This is a genomic window from Sediminibacterium goheungense, from assembly GCF_004361915.1.
Lineage (GTDB): Bacteria > Bacteroidota > Bacteroidia > Chitinophagales > Chitinophagaceae > Sediminibacterium > Sediminibacterium goheungense.
The window spans coordinates 100,580-121,941 of the sequence record NZ_SNWP01000012.1 but is presented as its reverse complement, the minus strand read 5'-3'; the positions used below and the strand labels follow the sequence as shown (position 1 = coordinate 121,941).

The following is a 21,362-nucleotide window of genomic DNA, read 5'->3' as shown; positions in this document are numbered from 1 at the left end:
TGTTCTCCGCAGAGTCTCCGAGGTACGAGGGAATCTGCGACACTCCCGCATGCGTTCATTATCTATTAATAGCGAACAAAGAAAATTCGTTCTGGATAAGTCGGTATTCAAAGTAAATGAAACACCCCAGATGTATAACACGCAGACTCTGGGGAAACCCAATCACAAATTGACACACCCTGGATGTCGAGGAGAAATAAATTTACCTAACTACGATGGGTAAGGATTATCTGTTGTTTTATAACGACCTTCCCATGTCCAGTCTCCCTTAGCATTCTGCAATATTTTATAGATCTCATATCCATCAGCACTATCCGATTCGTAAACAATCAAGAGGCTTAATGTATCACCGCTTTCTTTGAGCATATAAGATATGATGGGTTTGTGTATCAGATTAAGTGAAATAGGTAATGCTCCATACCAGTTCCATATACCACTACCGCTATCCTGCCAAATTAAATAAAGCATATTATTTTCGTCCTGACACACACACTGTAAGTTATTATTGTTGCCATAAGCCAGCTGAATCAAAGTAAAAAAAGAATTCGGATCTTGGGGGTCGCCAGGAAGCTTGCCGAAATTCGTCCAGGTACCGGTAAAATTGTCTTGCCATATTAAATAGGCTTTCCCATCCTGACCGGTGAATATAGCCTGTAAATTCCCATTATTACCCTCTCCTATTTGCACAGTAGTAAGATGCAAATCATAATTTGGTGGATTAACCTTTTGGTTAGGAGGTAACCAGTCCCATGTCCAGTTACCGGTTACATTGTCTTGCCAGAGTAAAGCAGGCGTTCCTGTATCATTAATCAAAACCACTTGTGCATTTCCTTTATCGCCATTATTTACGGCTATCCAGGTAAAGTAGCCGAGATAACCAGGTTTATTTTGCATAAGTCCATACCATCTCCATGTTGTATAGGTAGTTTCCTGATAGAGAAAGCCAACCTGCCCATCTTCAGTAAGTACAACAACATATGCAACTGTTCCATTGTAGGAAAGTTCCGGCATTGCAGCTATTGCTTTAAATTTTGTATCAGTCTTCCCATTGATGTCGATAGTCTCTTGAAATTTCTGATATTCATTAGGTTCACTATTCGCTAATACTAAACGCCAGTATGGGAACCCATTAATGAGTTTCGTTTCAATGACTTCTCCTTTTACATTTTTACCCACACTATACTGCTGTGTGTAATTACTTTGACTTGTTGCATTCACAGCACTGTTGGCAGTCTGTTCGGAAGGGTTGGTTTCTTGCATTGGTTATTATTTTTTGTTCAAACAGTTTTTAAGACTGTTTTTTCATGGCATTAAAATACTACATAAACTTATGCTTTTAAATTAATCTATTTTTATTCTCCGTAGCGTCTCCGAGGAACGAGGAACTCTGCGACAAGCTCGCATGAGTTCATTATCTATTAATACGGGGCAAAGAACATTCATGCTGAATAAGTTGGCATTGAATGAGTATTAACTTTTGAAAAGTTCCGAAACTTTCCAAAAGTTGTACTGAGGAGGGTAAGTACCCATAAACAAAACAGGCTGCGCAACAAAAGACCCTTCGTCGCAATTTCCGACTATCGTCGGAATGCTTCCTTCATTTCATTCAGGATAAACCTCAGGGTGACGATTCGTTGGGAGGGGGTAAAAAAGCTGCTGTGATTGGCTTTGCCAATCACAGCAGCAAGCCTCTCTCTACAGCCTTATCCGTCACCCTGAGGAGCATTCCGATCGCAGATCGGATCTGCGACGAAGGGTCTCTGCTTTTACTTCTCTGCAGATTCTGTGAGCATTCACATTTGGAAAGTTCCAAGACTTTTCAAATGTTGTACTACGGCGGGCAAGTAATTACTTAACCATCTTGCAAAGCAACCACCCATATAAACAGCTGGCACCTCATAAACAGGGGCACTAATTAATCCCACTACTCCATTTCCTGCTACCCCATCGGCGAGTATTCAGAAATATCCTTTTAAAAAAGCTGCTTATATCTTTCTGATTGCCTTAGTCATGTAAACAATATCATTAATCAGAATCATTACAACCGATAAAATTGCCAAAATAGCAAGAGATAAAATAACTGGATGAGGGATACTGAGAATTCCAATATCACGATATTTACTTTTTTGTTCCAGACAATAAATGATCGTTCTGATAGGCAGAAAATATAAAAAAGCAAACGTAAAAATTTTCAACACCAGGTAAAGTATTCTTTTTAACAAAATTATTATCCGGGATATTATTTTCTGTTTAACAGATTTTTCTACATCAGAAAGTAAATAACTTATTGAGGAAACACGATTGTATGTGAAAATTGCCAGACTATTTACCACATCTTTCATATCGTATTTTACAAATTCATCTTTACTATATGAATCGATCTTTTTCTGTATTAACAACCAGGTCCTGATTGTTTGAGCAACAGCAGATGAAAAAGCGATCATTATAACAGATAATAGCACTATAGAAATTGTATAAAAATCTCCGGCACTTACCTGACCTAAAGTAAAAGGTAATGCAATTTTTCCTTTGTCATCAGCCTGTCCTGTCAATCCGAAAATTGAAACAATCATTAATACGACCCAAATATTATTCACCTGCTTAGATTGGCTAGAATAACCTTCGGTTAATTTTATAATTAAATCTTCCCTCTGTTCCATTATATTTCCATTATGTATACAATTATAGTTGACTATTAAAGATAATATTTTTCATTTTCCACTTATTTTTCTTCCATATATCGTACTACAAATTCCTTTCAGCGAATCTCTCCAAAACGCGAAAACTAAGTTTTGAAAAATTCCGAAAAGTGATACTGATACGGCAATTACCCATAAACAAAGACAAGCTATACAACAAAGCCCTTCCCTTCGACTATACGTAAGTCAGGCTTGCAATTTCCAACTATCCAGTGGGGGCTCCTTATAATGACCACATCAGTAGGAAAAAAGAGGATCTATTCAGGGCATATAACCTTTAGAAAAGCTTCGAAAATCTTCGAAAATGACTGCCCGGTAACAGCCATTTTTTCACAAAAAACCACCCCAACCTAATTCGCTTATTATCAGGGCTTTACTCGAACCAACAACACATCAACAACACATCAACAACACAGCATCAACACAGTTCAACACTAAAATGATGTTATGCCCTGTTGGTAGGCTGTTCTAGTACTGTAGTATGTAGGAGGAAAACAGCTGTGATTGAATTATGGTTACACAGGTATCATTCGCACTATTGCTTCTCCGCAAAGTTTACCTATAGGTACATTCTATTGATAATAATAACCCGAGAAAAATATCTGGCTTGGATTACCCACTCATTGATGCATAAAAAATACAAGGGGAAAAAACCCTTATAAAAAGGGATTTTTCCCCTGTTACCACAGGTATACACATACGATCTTTGTGGGGATTACCTGCGTTTCAGATCTGGGCACAATCAAATATTAAATAATCTTAAACCAATTTAAAATGAAACGGAACTTAAATTTTATCATCGTATGCGTATTAGTTGTATTTGCAATAGCAGTGAGTGCTTTTGCTGAATCAGGCAAAAAACAGGATATTTTAGCTTCGAGTGATATAAGCGGCTATCCTAAAGTTCAACTGAAAGCCTTTAGCCAAAAGAGAACCATTCTGGAAGCAGAAAATGAAGCAAATGAATGGCTCAAACAAAATCCAAAATTCAAAATCATTTCAGTGACTTTTACTGCAACACCTGAGCCTGAAAAATTTTATACAGCAAATAACTACCCCGGATTTAAATATGATCTGGTAATTACTTATTCAAAATAAGCGCATTAACTTTACTTTTCTGAAGATAGCTTTCCTCAACGTCTCCATTTATCGCCACAAGTGAAAAAATGGAGACGTTAGTGCAGAGGAAACACAGGTAATTTACAAACCTAACGGTGGAATACATTTATAGTTAAACCGATGTGATGATACTCTAAAGTGGAAGGCAGTTGCGATTGATGTAAAAGGACATACCACTCCTATACACTACCCCCTGTTCGATTTCATTTGTTATGTTTATTAGCGATACCAAACAGGCTTCCCTTAAGATTTAAAGCTCCATTTATAAAAAGCCAGACAAACGAGAAAAATAAGACAGTAAAATAAAAATCTTAACTTACAGACATCTGGCGTCAATACGCCCATCTAAAATGCTAAATACTGGAAATGATGCACCAAACAGATCAGCACCCTAGCTTTTCAAAAATGGCATCAAATTCAGAACAGGATGCCGCAGGCAAGAGCAGCCAATCCGCTCAGACTCTAACAAAAAAAGATAGGCATCCCGGTAAAATAGATCCGGATCGGCTTCAGGAATTAGCCAATAATAATTTTCGATCAAAACAGCTGAAAGCGTATTCAGAGATGGCAAATGGAAATATGCTTATGGCAGGCAAAAAACAGCTGTCAATAATTCAGGCTTCAAAGACTACTGAAAGCCCTGTTATTCAGCGAATACCCATAGGCCAGATCAACACCCTTGACTCAGCAGATTTTAGCATCCTTGAAAACATGAACCCAATTCAACTCGAACATCTTTATGGTAAAATAAAAATTGCAAAAAAGGCCGGAGAAGATGGCAATAATCAAGCATGGCTGGATGCAATTGAACAGGAATGTATGAAATATGTTGCTCGTTTTAAAACATTAATGTCTATTTCTGCCTCAGACCAAGACACTGTAAGGGGAATATCATCGGCCACAAAATCGGGCAAAGGGGTTACGAAAAGAGTTTTTCTCCCCGACGGAAGCGACAAGGTTTATGCCACTCCGCTCTCCTCAAACAGTGTAATGGGTTTATTATCGGAAATCATTAAACTTGGCCGACTCGCTGCAGACGGATTTATTGTCCCCAAAACCTATCTGGGCGGATTTGATGATCATGATGACAAAGGATTTCCACAAATAAATAATCCGCATGCAGAAGCCAGCAGTGCTGCAAATGCGCAATCGCAAAAATTACCTGTTTTTGCCATGGACAGAGTGGAGGGTAATTCATATGATCTATGGAAAGAACTACTAAAATTTGAAAAAGATTTTATTACTGATAAAAAATACAATCATGAATATTCGATAGAACAACGTGAGCCATTAATTAGAGGAATGAATAAACTTCTTGACTATCTGCAAAGACATATTATTATTGACCTTCAAATGGTCATCACTGAGAATTTAAGACTTACATTACTAGATCCGGCGAGAATTTATGATCTCGCTGATGAGGATGATCATAGATTTATAAAACAATATGCTGAAGAAAATTTACCTATTCATGAAAACATTAAGAAAAAACTCACTACAGCACTGAGTATTCTTAGCAGGAATGAATCTGACCAGGACGATGATGCAGAGGCAGATCGCAATGACCCTTATTTATTAACTCAAGTCGAAAGAAATAATTCAATATTTACTACAGTCTTGCTATTGTTCGATTTTTTAAGTGAAAAATGCCATGGTCAAAAATATTCACAAAACAAAGATTTACTAACTGAAAATGACCTCAGGCAATTTGCAGAAAAAAATGCCGGTTCTGAATTTGTAGACATGAACCTTTCTAGTACTTTTAACGAACTCATTACTTATTTGGGAAGACCTTCATCGGAACTAAACATAAGTACACCCGACTGAGTATTAGTTCCGTGCAGAGTATCTGAGGAACAAGACGGATGAGTTCATTATCTATTAATACGGGGCAACGAAGATTCATGCTGAATAAGTTGGCATTTAAAGTAAAGAAAACACCCTCCCACATCAGAACCAGCTACGCCAGTAATAAGAAAGGGGCATTACAATCAGTAATGCGGGCAACATATTGGCAATGGAAAACTGTTTGATCTGGCATATCCGCAAACCCGTAGCCATCATGATGATACCACCACAGCCTGAAAAATCGGCAATCAGTTCAGGACTTGTATAAGGCATAATAAACCGGCCCAGAAAATATAAACCCATTAAAATCATAAACTGCGGCATCACTGTAACGGTTACGATCATACCCAATGAAGTGGCAAAAATCAGTGCCGTACAAAAATCGAGTATGGCTTTGGCTACTAAGAGCGTACTGTCGTGTGTAATACCCTCATTCATGGCGCCGAAAATACCCGTTCCACTGGCACTGAATAAAACCAGTACGCTGATAAAGTCTTTATAGTATTGTTCCGTTCCTTTCACATCGGCCGGGAACCATCTCACTAAAAATCCATTCACCCCTACGGCTGCCCTTTCTATGTTTTTTTCCAATGCACAAATTTCGCCCAGTATATGTCCGATCAAAACGGCCAGTATAACAGGTGGCAATAAACTGGTTTTGGCCGTCATCATTACGCCCATACCCAAAGAGAGCAGACCAAAAGTAGCGGGCAATTGTTTTTTAAGACCATCAGGCAAATACCTGCGCAGCCATACACCCAATAGTGCACCTACAAGGGTGGCGAAAGTATTGATGAGGGGTCCTAGAGGCATGTTGTGAAGATAGTGAATAGCCTGTGAACGTTCACTTTTGAAAAGTTCCGAAACTTTCCAAAAGTTGTACTCCGATCTTGCACAAGCGTGAATATTATTCCAACTTCCTGTATATATAACCTCAAAACTCCTTTACTTCGTATCCAGCCTATCCATCTCCCAAACAGCCACTATGATTTCACCGGAATTCCTCTTCAGCAATATACCCCAGAAACAGTCGGCCTATTTTTTTTCGGTGATCCGGAAAATAGGCAAAGAGAAAACCATTAAAAAAGGGGAAACCATTATACGCTTCGGTTCACACCCTTCTTTCTTTTTTTACATTGTCAGCGGTGCCTGCAAAACTTCGATCCGGAAAAACGATAAAGCCTATATCCTCGGCTTTACTTTCGAAGGTGATGTTGACTGCTGCCCTACCTCGCTTTGGAAAGGACTGGCCAATAATTTTGCCATCGAAGCGGTAACCGATACCAAAATCCTGGTTTGTCAATTAAAAGATTTCCAGCAGGTATGTTCCGAAAAAAAATACTATACCATTACGCAGAACATCCTCGCAAACTATATATCCATTCTTGAAAACAGGGTGATCGAAGCCCTTTCCCTGACAGCCGAAGAACGTTACCAGCAATTGCTATTACAGCAACCCCAGCTCATCGATAAAATACCCCTGTCGCAGATAGCAGCCTATCTGGGCATTACACAGGAAAGACTGAGCCGTATACGCAGAAAAATAAAGATTTGACCTAAGTCAAATCATCCGGCGCTGCACTGAAATACTTTTACAGCCGTACAGCATAAAATCTGTTGGCCCTTATTTCATGTATATGAAGAGAAGATATCGTATAATCAGGTTGCTTACCATTGCCAGTCTGTTTTTACAGCACATAAGTATACATGCCCAAAAAACAAGCGTGTTTGCAGACTCCATCCGGAAACTGTACCGGATTCCTGAAATGAGTTATGCCGTTGTGAATAGCCATACCACGCTCGAAATAGCTGCACTGGGCAAACATGCCATCCACCTGCCCGATACCGCCACGCTGAACGACCGTTACCATATTGGCTCCAATACCAAAGCCATGACGGCATTTATGATTGCCCGTTATGTTGAAAAAGGATACCTGACATGGAACACCCCATTCTTTACAGTATTTCCCGAGTGGAAAAATAAAAGTAAGCCCGCCTACCTGCACATCACTTTACAGGACCTGCTTACACACAAAGCCGGCATACAAGCTTTTCAGGGAGAAGATGATCCTGTAATACCCGATTTCAAAGGAACCAAACAGCAGAAAAGAAAAGAGTTTGGCAAATTTGTGCTAACACTGGATCCGGTAAAACCCGATGAGCAAAACCCCTTTATCTATTCCAATGCCGGTTATACCCTAGCCACCCTGATGGTAGAAAAATTAACCGGCAAAAGCTGGGAACAGTTGATAGATCAGGTATTAAACAAAGAGCTTCATTTACAGGTACAATTTTCATGGCCCGAGAACCAAAAAAGAAAAGATACCTGGGGCCATAAGACAGAAAATGATCAGCTCAAACCGGTACCCTCCAGTATGGGTGATCAGCTCGATTATACCGAACCCGCCGGCGACCTCAACATCACACTGAAAGACTATATCAGATTTATTCAGCTGAACCTGAAAGGACTCAAAGGCGAAAACAATTACCTGAAAGCAAGCACCTATAACCGCATTCACAACGGAACAGCCAACTATGCATTGGGCTGGTTTAACATCTTTGAAAACGGCAAACAGCTATCCGTACATGCCGGCACGGGTGCTTTTACTTATTTCACCCTTGTACATATAGACAAACAGAAAGATACCGCCTACATCATTTTCACCAATGCCTACAACCCCGATACACAACAAGGTGTAAGGATATTGATGCGTAAGCTGAAAGAGCATCATGGTTACTAAAAAAGCAATGACCATGCCTCATGATAACCTGCCTACAACTTTGAAAAATACCCTGAAATGAAAATACTCATTTGTTCTCCGCAGAGTCTCCGAGGCACGAGGGACTCTGCGACACTCCCGCATGAGTTCGTTATCTATTAATACCAGGCAACGAAAATTCGTTCTGAATAATTTTACATTCAAAGTAAATGAAACACCCCAGATGTGTAACACGCAGAGTCCCTCATGCTTCGGAGACTCTGCGGAAAACCCAATGACCATGCCTCATTATCGCCTGTATACAACTTTGAAAAATACCCTGAAATGAAAATACTCATTACCCTGCTTGCACTCCTAAACGGAAGCTATATGCTACTGGACGGGATTTTTGTAATGGTGAAAGGAAAATATATCGGACCAGCGAAACCGGGGCCCTGGGCCAACCTGTTTTATAAAATGAATCTTAATGTATTTAACCTTGGTTGGCTCTTTGTTGTATATGGGCTGGTTTGGCTTGTTTGGGTGTATGGCCTATCTGCAAACAAAACATGGGTCTACCCACTTGGTCTGATGATAAGTATACTCAGCATCTGGTACCTACCATTCGGCACTTTGATTTCATTCATTGTTTTAGCAACCCTTTTGTTCGGGAAACATACAATCGGGCTATAAGAATACCCCGGATGTGTAATGCGCATATTTCCTCGTGCTTAGAAGACGCTGCGGAGAACAAAAAAATCCACCCTATTTAAATTCATATTTAACCCCTACCAAAACAGGCAATTCAAAATATACCTGCGGGTTAAATTTATAACTAAACCTTCCTTCTGTTTGTGCAAACCTCAGGGTAATGGCTGTTGATGCTGAAAGGGCATACTGCATATTCAGGTTAACCCCTAGCCTTACTTTGTAATTGTGTAATACTTCCCTTTTATAAGTAATAGAAGGTGTTGACTCGGTGCCTGTATAAACAGCACCCTCTTCTATATTCTTAGAAAAGAAAAATTGCACATAAGCACTGGGAAAAAAAGTAAAGCGTTTACCCATCTGAAAAAATCTTTCATAGAAAATACCCATGCCAGCTGTATGTATCGTATGTTTTCCTGATTTAGTCCATACCGTACCCGACCCTGGCTGCTGTATATTCGACCGCCCCGACACTTGCTCAGATTGAAAGGCCGATGAAAACTGAAAGCCGAGTGCACCATGCTTGCCCACTGACATACCTACTTTAAAATCGAGCAGCAAGGGCGTATTATGAATACTCCAGGGATCATCGGTTAGTCGGTAAAAGCCAAGCCCTGGATGAATATAAACTTTGGGTTTAGTCGGTGGTACCTGTGCAAATAAAACAGTGCCAAGCAGAAAAACAGCAACGAGCATCAGCAGTTTCATAAGCATCGTTTATGAGGATATTGGATCAATGGCTATCGTTATAGCCAACGATCTTATCAGTAAAATAAACATATTTAATATAATTCAAATGTTAAATTTAGCCTCTGCAGGTTCTCTCATCCGGAAGATGCAGCAAAGAATTAAAACTATATCCGACATCCTACATCAGACATCTGAGATCTGCCATCTGCCATCTTACATTCCCTCCTACCATCTCCGTATCAACTTCGGAAAATGCCGAAGCCGCTTCGGTGTTTCTTCGGGAGTTCCCGAAGAAAACCAGAAGCATTCCCGAAGAATCCCCGAAGGAAGTACGGCAAAACCCGAAGAAATAAGGCACTTTTCCGAAGCGCTGCCGAATGTCGCCACCCTTTGGAAGTTTTTTTACGTTAGGGATGAATTGTTTTTTGTTATTTATGAGCTTACTATCAATAGCTTAGCGGGGGTGGCGCCACCCCCGCCACCCCTCAGATCTTTTTTTGTACAATAGCTTTGCACAACCCTACAAACCATGAACAGAATAGCTATTTTTAAACACAATAAAAACCACCAAATGAAAAAAATGCTGCTATCAATGGCATGCCTTATTTGCCTCACTACCGGCCTGTTTGCACAGACCACAAAAAAAGAACTGCGACATGTGGTATTATTTGGATGGAAAGAAAAAGCCGATACAGCCGCCATCAGTAAAGCAGTTGTTGCTTTCGGAAAACTGCCTGGCCAGATCAGCAGTATAAAAAAATTTGAATGGGGAACGAATAACAGTCCGGAAAAATTAAACAATGGTCTTACCCATTGTTTCCTGCTCAGTTTTGCCAGTGAAAAAGACCGTGATGCATATTTAGTGCACCCGGCACATAAAGCATTTACTACCTTATTACCGGATATATTGGATAAGGTAACGGTGGTGGATTACTGGGTACAGCAATGATAATAACTTCCTCATTTTTGTTGACTGCAGGAAATTTCAGATGTCAGATCGCAGATGTCAGATGTAAATCTGCGTTCTGATATCTATGATTGTTCAACAGAAGACACCATAGTGAGGAAAACCTATGTAGAACCACGCATTCTCACTTTTTTATAGATAACAGAAAAACAGATGATAAAAATCGCAGCTATCATTCTTTGTTTAACCGGACTCCTAAGGATAGAGCCAAGAAAAATAAAGACAGATAATCAGTCATTTTCATTTGAAAAAATCATTTTTCATACAACAGCCTGTAATGGCCTATGCCCTATCTACCATTTAGAGGTTACCCAGAACAAACAAATAAGACTCCACACAGAAGATGCTTATCTGAGATCTGAAAAATTTTCTTTCACGCGGGATTCTTCAAAAATCGGCTATTTCACAGGTACTATACAAGACAGTACGTATAAAAATCTGTTTACAGAATTATCTGTCATTGATCTGAACAACCTGGCGTTCAACAATGCACAATGCTGCGACGGTAGCGTTATTACCATGATTGTGTACTACAATGGTAAAAGAAAAATACTCCGCTCTATGTTTCCACCAGAAAAAGCCCTAAAACTGATTGGTATGCTGTATGATATATGTGGTAAGAGCCAGCTCATGAGATCAGCACAGCAGTTTACTGTTGAAAGAGCCACTGAAAATCAATAAGCTTTCTTAGCCAGCCCTATGCTATAGAGACATAAAACACTTTACGTAAAGCATAATAATGCCCGGTCTATTTTTATGCTTGCTGCTTCTTGTCATTATCCTGCGTTCCTAAAGAAGGTAACGATACAAATCTCGAATCAGCTGCATTCCCCTGTATAGCAGCAGCGTTGCCATGATGGGTAACGTTAACCGTTGCAGGACCGCCATTCATTGTACGATGCAGGTTGGCCGCATGGTTACTTTGTATGCTGCTGAATGCCGCTTCCAAATCAGCCAACCATCTTCTTTCATGCGCAATACGTTCTGCATGATTGGGTTCAATGTTGGTAAATAAATGACTGTATTGCTCCCTGTTATGGATAGATCTTCTTAACAGACTGATAGCCTGTGTTATATCACTTGTATCATTCGATTGTATGATGGCTCTTACCTCATTGCCTGTTTTAATACCACTGCCAACACCCCCACCTGCCCGCTCAGCATTCCCCTGCCCATGCGTAGTAATACGCAGTAACTGAACAGGCTTTACAACTGCCGATGGAGCTGCCTGTACAAAATAGGGCTGTTTGGCAGGTAATGAATGTACAGCAGCACCGCGCATGCCAATACCAGCATTGTACGCAGCAATCGACCTGCTGAGCCTTTCTGTTCCCTCTTTATTTTTCCGGCTAAACATCTATATACAAGATACAAAACAGATCGCAGATGGCAGATGTCGGATATAAAATCTGCGATCTGAGATCTGCCATCTGACATTTAAAATTGCAGACTATGATGACTGTCATTCACTTTCTTCAATAATACGCATCAACTCAGGCCAGAGTGTTCGTTCAAAACGTTTGCGGAACAATCCATTATGACCTACGGGTTCATTTACCAGATTGGCCACAGCCAATTGGTGTAATCTTCTGTTTGCATGCGGAAAAAAGTCTAAGAGCAAACGGGCGGTTTGGGTATTAGCGATATAGTCATCACTTATATAAACACTTACCATCGGTATACGGAAATCGTCGAAATAATCTTTCCCGGTGAGTAACAGAATCGTATCACGGAAATACTGTGGATGCAGGCACCAGGAACGCCACTGCTTCAGCATATTGGGTGGCAGGTTCTCACCCCAGCCAATGGCTTTCATTTTTCCATAGCCATACATACCAATCATAAGCGGACCTATCAGTTTCCATAAAAAATAGATCAGCCATTTTTGCGGGGCGGGAAAATGTCCCCAGTAACCCAATGCTGCATTCACAGCCACTACTTTCCGCACCGCCGTTTTGTTGGGCGTAAAACCCAGTAAGGAAGCACCTGCGCTATGTCCGAGCCAGATGATATCCTGACAGTTTTTTTCTTTTACCAGGTAATCAATCATTGCCTGCATGTCTTTGGTACCCCATTCATGCATATAGCTTTTGATCTCCCTGATATCGCCACGCAGCGAACCACCAATACCCCTGTAATCGAATAGCAACACACTATAACCCTGTTGAATCAGGTAATGGGCAAAATGCAGGTAATACTCTTTTTTAATGCCCGTAGCGGGTGCCAGTACAATCGTACCCAGAGATGTTAAAACCGGTTTACCATAAAGAGCACTGAGATGATATCCGTCGCTTGCAACAATTCGTACTTCCTGCATGTCATTTTTTTGGGGCAGCAAAATAGACCACCGGTTTGGCAATGAACTTTGAAATCTTGCTTTTCAAGTTTACACTGCTGCCTGAGCAGTTTTCTTATCAAACACTGTTTTACCTTTAACGCACAAAACAAATTATGCCCGCAAACACTGAAATAGAAATTGGCCTTATTTGTCAGACAGACGACTATGAGATCAAACAATGGAAGTTTGGTAGTGCAAAAGGCAGACTCGATGGATGGAACGATTGTTTCTGCATTGTGATTATGCGCAGTGGCCAGTGCAGCTTCAATAGTTCAGGTGAAAAATACCTTACACATACCGGTCATGTACTGCTGGAAAAACCTTGTTACGAATATGCACTCACCCCCATCGAAGCCACCTGTACCATTTTCAGTTTCAGTATGCAGTTTTATAAAAAAATGGCCGATGAACAACTGATAAGGCAACATCCCTTTTTTCTCAACAAACGCATCATATCTCAGTGCCAGATGGCCTCACCTGCCATTGACTACCTGCACTATAAAGCATTGGGATTAACTACAGATACACCCCGCCTCGAAACAGACGATCTGGTGTATGAATTATTATACCAGGTATTATCCAGTGCACCCGATCAGGAACTAACTGAGAACCTATTCGCTCATCCAGCCCATCAATTGCAGATTGTGGAAAGGGCCAAAGAATATATACATACCCATTTCAGGGAGAACATCGGCTTACAGGAAATTGCCAGAAACAGTTATGCCAGTCCATTTTATTTTTCAAGACTCTTTAAAAAATATACCCGGCAAACCCCGCACCAATACCTGCTCAACATAAGGCTGAAACATGGAGAAATGCTGCTGAAAAACACACAGATACCCGTAGGGGAAATTGCGCTCTCCTGCGGCTTTATGAATCCCGATTATTTTTCCACTGCTTTTAAAAAACAGTATAAACTGATGCCGAGCTTACTGGCAAAAAGAACCCATGCCTGAGTTTTTTCATCTCAACTGTGTCACCATTCACTCACCACTTAGTGAAAATGTGGGTGGGCATTGCCTTCTCATCAAAGAGGGTGAACGATTGATTTTGGTAGATACCGGTATCGGTCTTAATGATGTACAATTCCCAGAAGAACGCATTGGTAAAGAACTGATAACATTGGTGGGTTATGTATTTGACGAAAACCAGACAGCCACCAGACAAATAACAAAGCTGGGATTTAAACCTGAACAGGTTACAGATTGTATCATTACACATCTCGACAATGACCATATCGGTGGACTGGCCGATTTTCCGCATGCAAGGGTACACCTGAGTGAGGAGGAAATGCAAAACTATACGAATGGTAATCCACGATACCTCACACCCCCCATGGCGCATGGCCCACGCTTACACACATACCCAGGTTCAGCAGATCGATGGTTGGGTATGGAAGCCAGAAAGCTGGATATACCTATCAGCACTGCATTGTATTTGGTTCCGCTACCGGGTCATACCATGGGGCATTGCGGCGTAGCGATTGAAACAGCCGAGGGCTGGCTATTGTATGCTGGTGATGCCTATTACCTGCGTGAAGAATTTACCAACCCATTACATCCCGTACATACACTGGCCGCCATGAGGGCCGATGATAATATATTGCGTATGCAATCATTAGAAAAAATCCGCACACTGATGAACACCTACCCAGCGATGAAAGTCTACAGCTACCATGATGGCAATGAATTTCAGATGGAAGATGTCAGATGGCAGATCGCAGATATAAAATCTGCAATCTAATATCTGCGATCTGCCATCTGAGATCTGACATTTGCCTTCTTATGCAGCACTATCATGTAAATGACAAACCCGATGAGGCCCTCTGCAAAAGCGGTTCCCAACTGCAGGAGGGTATTGATGTGGAGCAGCCCCATAACAACAATGGAAGCTACCATCAACAATCCTAAGATGGTCCAGAAGCGGTGATCTGCTAAGCGCAATGGTTCGTATTGATAATCGAAACGATTCAGGATGATGGGCATAAATGCCGGCAGATCCCATACCAGTAAATAAATGGACGCAAGCAGCATGAGTCCGGTAATAAAAGGTGTGCCGCTGAAGCCATAAGAAACCGTGATGATAAAAATATTCAGGATGAGACCAAAGAAAATAACAGCTCCAAGGCGGGCCTGTTTTTGTGTCATTAATAAAGCTCCAGCTATAATCTGGCTCCAGCCAATAAAATGCCAGTACAATCCTGAGTCGGCCATGACCCTGAAAAACTGCTGAATGGGCATCAACTGATCTATGGGTTTATCCATCGACTGCATGAGGTTCGACCTGCCATTCAATTTACCCATCCCAAAAGCGGCTATAATAAAGGCAGCGCCGATCAGGTAACGTAGATAAACTGTGAATACCTGCAGAAAGATTTGTTGTTTGATTTGATGGAGCAGACGAAACATGGTGCTAAGTATGATTTGTTTACGATCCGGTCAAGATACAATGAATGAGAAAGCCGATTGGTAGAATTATAAATAAAATACAGAGGCATAGATGAGCGGCGAATGCAAGTGATGGGTTGTAAGAATATGCCCACCCAGCAGGTGATATATGGTTGAACTTTCTCAATCACTGATCAAATGATATTCTTTTGTTTACTACTCATTTCTGCAAAAAATGGTAGCTTAATGCACAATTTCCAAGAATGCCTCTAAAAACGTTTTTTTACGGTACGCTGTTCTTACTGCAAACCCTGACTGCAGTTGGCAGTGTTGATACACTCTTACACATTCGTTTCAGAAAAGATGTGAGCATCACGATCGACAGGCCGGTTAAGCCAACAGGCAAGTCCACACAACTCATTGTATTTGCCTTACCCAATGGCAATACCACTGCACAAACCATGGGCAAGAAAATGGAACCGGGAGACGACTGGCACTATGATATTCAGCATATACGAGCACAGACAGCCTTTATCAGAGAAAGCTCCAGTGATAATATCATTGTCGCCTATTTAGAAAACGATAAAAAATCATGGCCCTTATGGAAACGTTCCACTGCCGATTATCCTGCACAGATTACTGCCATACTGGATACCATTGTACAGGTACTGGCACTGAAAAAATATAGCCTCCACCTGAACGGGCATAGCGGTGGTGGCAGTTTTATTTTCGGTTACCTCGATACCGTCAAAGAAATTCCTGATAAGGTTCAGCGCATCAGTTTTATAGACAGCAATTACGGATATGATTCCAGCTATGCCGATAAACTAAAGCATTGGCTCTTACGCAGCCGTAAGAACCACCTTACTGTATTCGCCTACAACGATAGTGTGGCATTGTACAACGACAAGCCCATTGTAAGTGCTACCGGCGGTACCTGGTACAGAAGTAAAATGATGATGCATGATTTGAAGGACTTAGCTTTCCGCGTACAGGATGATTCGATTATGCATTACCAGTCGCAGAACAAACAAATGAATGTATACCTGAAAAAAAATCCCGACCGCAAAATATTTCATACCCAACAGGTAGAACTGAATGGCTTTATTCATTCGGTATTGATCGGCACTGCCGCCGAAAACAGACTTTATCAATATTATGGCACCCGAGCCTACCATCACCTGATCCGATAAACAACCCTGTGGTGAACTTGATGAATCATGAACAGAGGAATATCGAATGTCCAATTTCGAAGTTGGCAGCGTAGAAAAAACACCCTGCGGTTCCCTCCGCGCCCTCCTTTCCCCTGTGGTGAAATGACGCTCCGTTCATTTTTTTGAAAAAGAACAGATATTTATTGTTTTTCAATAAATATTTATTACTTTTGACCTATCAATCAAAACCCAGTTCACCATGACAATCAGCAACAATTTCATTTTCAGGGTCTTACAGATCGTAGCCTGGATCATTTTTGTGGGGCTCTGTATTGAAGCCAGTGCCCTCATCGTAAATTTTCTTTTTTCCATTTTCAAACCTGAAATGGTGAAGAACCTGTACCAGAAATTAGACCTCAGCGCTATGTATGCGCAAAGCCAATGGACCTTCTTTGGTACCTACAGTTTTATTCTTTTTATTGCCGGCTTAAAAGCTCATCTCTTTTATACAGTAGTGATGCTGATGCAGAAAATTGATCTGCAAAAACCTTTTAGTGAATTTGCGGCCACCAAAATCATGAATATTGCTGCCAGTACTTTTTCAATCGGTATCATCAGCTATGTGGCCCGTCAAACCACCAAGAGCCTGTTACATTATGGTTATTCCATCGATCAGCTGAATCCTTTCTGGGCAGATAGTCAGGCTTTTGTATTGATGGGTGGGGTGATCTATGTTATTGCCGTGATTTTTAAAAGAGGTGTTGCCTTACAAACCGAAAACGAATTTACTGTATAAACATGCCCATCATTGTAAACTTAGACGTAATGATGGCAAGGCGCAAAATGTCGCTGAATGAGCTATCAGATAAAGTAGGGCTTACGCTTTCAAACCTGTCTATCCTGAAAACAGGCAAGGCCAAAGCCATCCGTTTCAGCACCCTCGAAGCCATTTGTAAAACATTGAACTGTCAGCCGTCAGATATACTGGAATATGTGGAAGAAGGGAAGGAATGAACAACAGAGTAACAGAGGAACAGAAGAATATCGAATATCGAATTTCGAAGTTAGCTATTCGATATTTCTCTGTTCTCTCCCCTTGTCCCTGCGAAAAAAATTCCCACATAGTAAGCTTAGTAATTCTCCGACCTTTTTGCAGGTCCTAATGACTCCTGCGGAGGAGAAAGGGAGAAGGGAAGGTTTTCACAACTTCGATATTGCACATTGGATATTCTTTATTTTCTTTACACATGTCATTGGTGCATACCTTGAAATCTTTGTTCCCTGTGCTTACAGACAGATTGCTGTTCAGATGGCAGCAGCTCAGGTATGCAGGCAGTAACAGACGCTTCCGTAAAGAGTATCCAACCACTGCTTTACCTGATGCCTATACCTTATACGAATCGTATCAACTCAATTACAGAAAGTACATAGAAGATGGCGCATTGACTGCACAGGAAATAATAGACAGCATAAAAGATTATCTGCCCCCGACCCCGCAGATATTAGACTGGGGTTGCGGCCCGGCAAGAATTACACGCCACTTAAAAACAGTTTGTCCGGATGCCGTAATAACCGGCTGCGATACCAATACCCAAACCATTCAATGGAACCAGCAACATATTGATCATATTCATTTTATCACACAACCACAACAGCCCCCACTCCCATTCAGCAGCCATCAGTTTGACCTGATCATCGGTTTCTCCGTACTCACCCATATTCCCGCTTCGGAACAGGAAGCCTGGCTCACAGAACTGCACCGCATACTAAAACCCGGTGGTATATGCTGGATCACCACACATGGCCAATACTTTATAGACAAACTACCTGAAGAAAGCAAACAAACCATCCGGCAAAAAGGTATCTATAGCACCCAGTACCCCATCGCCGGACACAGAATGATGAGCACCTATCATCAACCCGAAACATGTAAAAACCTACTGCAAGAAAAATTTGAACTCCTCTCCCATTTCAACGGCACCACCCATCCTGAAAAAGCAGGCAGGCAGGATTTGTGGATTGGGAGAAGAAATGGCTGATGTCGGATCGCGGATGTCTGATAGCAGATGTCAGATTTTGAATAGAGGAGATAGTGTAAAATTTACTACCGATTGGCTAATGGCTAATAGCTAACGGCTAAAATCAATCAGCCAAGCAAAAAAAACTCCGTGCGATACAATCGCACGGAGTTAATCAAGCACTACAAAATATCCAAATCACAAATCTGACATCTGCGATCTGACATCCTACATTATTTCTTCTTCGCCATCTTACGCAGCTCATCGAGTTTGGCTACGTATAAGCTGCGGCCGTGGGTGCCTATTACGATTTCACCATCTCTTGGATGCACTACCAGATCGTGAACGGGGATGCTGTTGGGCATGCCTTTGTTCCACATCATTGAACTGTTACCGCCATCGATACTCACATATAAACCACCATCGGTACCAACATAGATAATATTACCATCTTCGGTATCTTCTTTTACAACGTTTACAGGTTCTGCTGGTAAGTCTTTCATGATTTGTCTCCAGGTAGTACCATAATCATCACTTACATATACATAAGCTTCAAAATGGTCGTTACGGTAACCATTGAGTGATACATATACTCTTGATTCACTGAAGGCACTGGCAGTAACACGGCTCACATATAAACCTTTGGGTAATTTTTTATTGATCAATGTCCAGGTATAACCACCGTCTTTAGACACCTGAATATTACCATCATCAGAACCTACATAGATAAGACCGAAACGCAGCGGACTTTCACTCATGGTACTTAAAGTACCGAATGGTACATCACCCTGCTGTGGATTGGTAGTAAGATCGGCACTCATGGTTACCAGGCTATCGCCACGGTTCATGCTGCGGTGGAACTTATTACTACCATAATAGAATACATCCTGATTATGACGGCTCAACAGAATCGGTGTCTGCCAGTTGTAACGCAATGGTGTTTCTCCCAGATCGCGTGCAGGACGCACACTTCTTCTTTCTCTCGTGCCAATGGTTTGTCTGCTATATGCACCAAACTGAGAACCACTGTAAACCGTTTTATTGTCTCTCCAGTCAACCTGCACCTGCATACCATCACCACCTCCGATAGAAGTATAAGGGTTATGTCCGCCATCATACCAGTCGTAGTTTTCACGGGTAGTGCTGGCACCAAACCAGGTACCGTTATCCTGTAAACCACCATACACATTGTATGGACGGGCCATATCAACGGCAATATTGTAAAACTGTCCTACAGCAGGTGTATTGGCTTTGAACCAATGTTCCCCATTATCGTAGGTAATATTACAACCACCATCGTTACCATTAATCATATGGCTATCACGCTTGGGGTTGATCCATACAAAATGGTGATCGGAGTGTACATTTTCTTTACCAATCTGTTTGAAAGTAGCACCACCATCGGTACTCATCATCAAACCTACACCGGTGAGTACAATTTTCTTATCATCGGTTGGACTAACCCATACTTTACCAAAGTAGTAACCATAGGTACTGTAAAGGTTAGGGAGCGCATCTTTATGTGTTATTTTCCAGGTAGCACCACCATCATCACTGCGGTATAATTGTGCACCATAGATGGGTGTTTCAAATAATGCAGTGTTGGCATCATACAGAAAATCCCAGATAGCGGTAGGTGCCAGTGTTCCGTTGCTTACGGCTTCTTTCAGGGAGGCGGCTGTATATTTTGCAGGGATACCATTTCTGGGTGAACGAACAAATGCATTCAGCTTATTGTCGTTCAGTGCCAGGAACTGCTCTTTGCTGAGGTCCTTAAAATCTGCGAGTACATAACGGCTGGTATCCGTTGTATTCTGACGTGCATTGGCAGGCTGACGGAAATTATTATCCACTACAGCAAAAATGGTATTGGGATTAGCAGCATACACCATCAAACCGATTCTACCCACACCATCACCATTCGGGAAACCGGAGCCTTCTTTTGATATGAGCTGCCAGTTCTCGCCACCATCGGTACTTTTGTAGATACCACTTGTTTTGCCACCTTCTTCAAAATTAGACGCCGTACGTGTACGATACCACATAGCCGCATATAATTCATTCGGGTTTTTGGGATTCACTTCCAGGTCAACGGCGCCGGTATTGGCATCGCTGGAAAGTGTGAGGCGCCATGTTTTACCGCCATCGGTTGTTTTATAAACACCTCTCTCTTTATTGGGAGAATACAGGTGTCCGAGTACGGCTACCCAGGCAGTATTGGGATCATTGGGATTCACTTCAATTTCGCCAATATGATGACTCTCGGGCAAACCGAGGTATTCCCAGTTCTTACCGTTATTGGTGGTTTTAAACACACCCATACCTGCATAACTTGAACGGCTGCTGTTTACTTCACCGGTACCTACCCAGAGGGTACGTGTTTTCCAATGCATAGCGATATCGCCAATGGTCATGATATCTTCTGAATCGAAAATAGGTGTAAAACTCTGGCCATTATTGATGGTATGCCATAAACCACCAGATGCATAAGCTACATAAAACTCAGTAGGGTCATCGGGATTTACTTCCATATCTACTACCCTTCCGCTCATAACGGTTGGACCGATATTACGGAAGCTGGTATTGTTTACCGGCGACTGTTGTAACTGTTTTCTTTGCTGAACAGCTTTCATTCGAACATCCGCAGATGTTGGCTTCACCTGTGCTACGCCAATGATGGACCATAACAGGAAGCAAGCAGTTGTTAATTTTCTCATACTAAAGTAAATAGTTGG

Annotated in this window: 21 protein-coding genes; 13 read left to right on the top strand and 8 right to left on the bottom strand. The window is 41.5% G+C overall.

Annotation, left to right across the window (positions count from 1 at the left end; translation table 11 throughout):
• Positions 1 to 210 precede the first annotated feature (210 nt).
• Complete coding sequence (locus tag BC659_RS13060) at positions 211 to 1,260, bottom strand: PLL family lectin (RefSeq protein WP_133475241.1); 1,050 nt, start codon at positions 1,258 to 1,260, stop codon at positions 211 to 213.
• Between the two features lie 725 nt (positions 1,261 to 1,985).
• Complete coding sequence (locus tag BC659_RS13055) at positions 1,986 to 2,660, bottom strand: hypothetical protein (protein ID WP_133475240.1); 675 nt, start codon at positions 2,658 to 2,660, stop codon at positions 1,986 to 1,988.
• Between the two features lie 813 nt (positions 2,661 to 3,473).
• On the opposite strand from BC659_RS13055, the gene BC659_RS13050 reads away from it, so the two are divergent.
• Entirely contained in the window at positions 3,474 to 3,797 is a 324-nt protein-coding gene (locus tag BC659_RS13050; RefSeq protein ID WP_133475239.1) for a hypothetical protein, read from the top strand.
• Between the two features lie 387 nt (positions 3,798 to 4,184).
• The gene (locus BC659_RS13045; RefSeq protein ID WP_133475238.1) at positions 4,185 to 5,645 is read left to right on the top strand and encodes a hypothetical protein; all 1,461 of its coding nucleotides are present in this window, start codon (positions 4,185 to 4,187) and stop codon (positions 5,643 to 5,645) included.
• Between the two features lie 123 nt (positions 5,646 to 5,768).
• On the opposite strand, the gene BC659_RS13040 is transcribed toward BC659_RS13045, so the two are convergent.
• Positions 5,769 to 6,479: a DUF554 domain-containing protein gene (locus BC659_RS13040; RefSeq protein WP_133475237.1), complete on the bottom strand. Its 711-nt coding sequence runs from the start codon at positions 6,477 to 6,479 to the stop codon at positions 5,769 to 5,771.
• Positions 6,480 to 6,651: 172 nt separating this feature from the next.
• On the opposite strand from BC659_RS13040, the gene BC659_RS13035 reads away from it, so the two are divergent.
• The 3 genes from BC659_RS13035 to BC659_RS13025 all read left to right on the top strand — a co-directional run bounded on the left by BC659_RS13035 (position 6,652) and on the right by BC659_RS13025 (position 9,058).
• Positions 6,652 to 7,221, top strand: coding sequence for a Crp/Fnr family transcriptional regulator (locus tag BC659_RS13035; protein WP_133475236.1), 570 nt, complete (start codon positions 6,652 to 6,654; stop codon positions 7,219 to 7,221).
• A gap of 82 nt (positions 7,222 to 7,303) precedes the next feature.
• Positions 7,304 to 8,407 carry a serine hydrolase domain-containing protein gene (locus tag BC659_RS13030; protein WP_162847431.1) on the top strand — a complete coding sequence of 368 codons (1,104 nt, stop codon included), beginning with the start codon at positions 7,304 to 7,306 and terminating at the stop codon, positions 8,405 to 8,407.
• 225 nt (positions 8,408 to 8,632) lie between these two features.
• Positions 8,633 to 9,058, top strand: coding sequence for a hypothetical protein (locus BC659_RS13025; RefSeq protein WP_133475234.1), 426 nt, complete (start codon positions 8,633 to 8,635; stop codon positions 9,056 to 9,058).
• Between the two features lie 72 nt (positions 9,059 to 9,130).
• Here the strand turns inward: BC659_RS13025 and BC659_RS13020 are convergent, their stop codons facing one another.
• Complete coding sequence (locus BC659_RS13020; protein WP_133475233.1) at positions 9,131 to 9,781, bottom strand: hypothetical protein; 651 nt, start codon at positions 9,779 to 9,781, stop codon at positions 9,131 to 9,133.
• 553 nt (positions 9,782 to 10,334) lie between these two features.
• On the opposite strand from BC659_RS13020, the gene BC659_RS13015 reads away from it, so the two are divergent.
• Both BC659_RS13015 and BC659_RS13010 read left to right on the top strand, forming a co-directional pair.
• Positions 10,335 to 10,712 (top strand): Dabb family protein, encoded by a 378-nt coding sequence (locus BC659_RS13015; RefSeq protein ID WP_133475232.1) that lies wholly within the window; start codon positions 10,335 to 10,337, stop codon positions 10,710 to 10,712.
• Positions 10,713 to 10,883: 171 nt separating this feature from the next.
• A complete protein-coding gene (locus tag BC659_RS13010) occupies positions 10,884 to 11,411 on the top strand; it encodes a DUF6438 domain-containing protein (protein ID WP_133475231.1) in 528 nt (175 codons plus the stop codon).
• 73 nt (positions 11,412 to 11,484) lie between these two features.
• Here BC659_RS13010 and BC659_RS13005 read toward each other — a convergent pair whose 3' ends face one another.
• Both BC659_RS13005 and BC659_RS13000 read right to left on the bottom strand, forming a co-directional pair.
• A complete protein-coding gene (locus tag BC659_RS13005; protein ID WP_133475230.1) occupies positions 11,485 to 12,087 on the bottom strand; it encodes a hypothetical protein in 603 nt (200 codons plus the stop codon).
• A 105-nt stretch (positions 12,088 to 12,192) separates the two neighbouring features.
• A complete protein-coding gene (locus tag BC659_RS13000; protein WP_133475229.1) occupies positions 12,193 to 13,047 on the bottom strand; it encodes an alpha/beta hydrolase family protein in 855 nt (284 codons plus the stop codon).
• A gap of 134 nt (positions 13,048 to 13,181) precedes the next feature.
• Between BC659_RS13000 and BC659_RS12995 the strand changes: the two genes are divergently transcribed.
• Positions 13,182 to 14,024, top strand: coding sequence for a helix-turn-helix transcriptional regulator (locus tag BC659_RS12995; protein ID WP_133475228.1), 843 nt, complete (start codon positions 13,182 to 13,184; stop codon positions 14,022 to 14,024).
• Positions 14,017 to 14,811, top strand: coding sequence for an MBL fold metallo-hydrolase (locus tag BC659_RS12990; protein WP_133475227.1), 795 nt, complete (start codon positions 14,017 to 14,019; stop codon positions 14,809 to 14,811). Before BC659_RS12995 ends, BC659_RS12990 begins: the two co-directional genes overlap by 8 nt.
• On the opposite strand, the gene BC659_RS12985 is transcribed toward BC659_RS12990, so the two are convergent.
• Positions 14,808 to 15,476 carry a hypothetical protein gene (locus BC659_RS12985; protein ID WP_133475226.1) on the bottom strand — a complete coding sequence of 223 codons (669 nt, stop codon included), beginning with the start codon at positions 15,474 to 15,476 and terminating at the stop codon, positions 14,808 to 14,810. The genes BC659_RS12990 and BC659_RS12985 overlap by 4 nt on opposite strands.
• 242 nt (positions 15,477 to 15,718) lie before the next feature.
• On the opposite strand from BC659_RS12985, the gene BC659_RS12980 reads away from it, so the two are divergent.
• From BC659_RS12980 to BC659_RS12965, 4 genes are all read left to right on the top strand, one after another.
• The gene (locus BC659_RS12980) at positions 15,719 to 16,648 is read left to right on the top strand and encodes a hypothetical protein (protein WP_133475225.1); all 930 of its coding nucleotides are present in this window, start codon (positions 15,719 to 15,721) and stop codon (positions 16,646 to 16,648) included.
• A 220-nt stretch (positions 16,649 to 16,868) separates the two neighbouring features.
• A complete protein-coding gene (locus BC659_RS12975) occupies positions 16,869 to 17,405 on the top strand; it encodes a DUF2975 domain-containing protein (RefSeq protein WP_133475224.1) in 537 nt (178 codons plus the stop codon).
• 2 nt (positions 17,406 to 17,407) lie between these two features.
• Positions 17,408 to 17,623, top strand: a complete 216-nt coding sequence (locus BC659_RS12970) for a helix-turn-helix domain-containing protein (RefSeq protein WP_133475223.1) — start codon at positions 17,408 to 17,410, stop codon at positions 17,621 to 17,623.
• A gap of 269 nt (positions 17,624 to 17,892) precedes the next feature.
• On the top strand, positions 17,893 to 18,648 hold the full coding sequence (locus tag BC659_RS12965) for a class I SAM-dependent methyltransferase (RefSeq protein ID WP_162847430.1): 756 nt from the start codon (positions 17,893 to 17,895) through the stop codon (positions 18,646 to 18,648).
• Positions 18,649 to 18,860: 212 nt separating this feature from the next.
• Here BC659_RS12965 and BC659_RS12960 read toward each other — a convergent pair whose 3' ends face one another.
• Positions 18,861 to 21,344, bottom strand: a complete 2,484-nt coding sequence (locus BC659_RS12960) for a WD40/YVTN/BNR-like repeat-containing protein (RefSeq protein WP_133475221.1) — start codon at positions 21,342 to 21,344, stop codon at positions 18,861 to 18,863.
• Between the last annotated feature and the right edge of the window lie 18 nt (positions 21,345 to 21,362).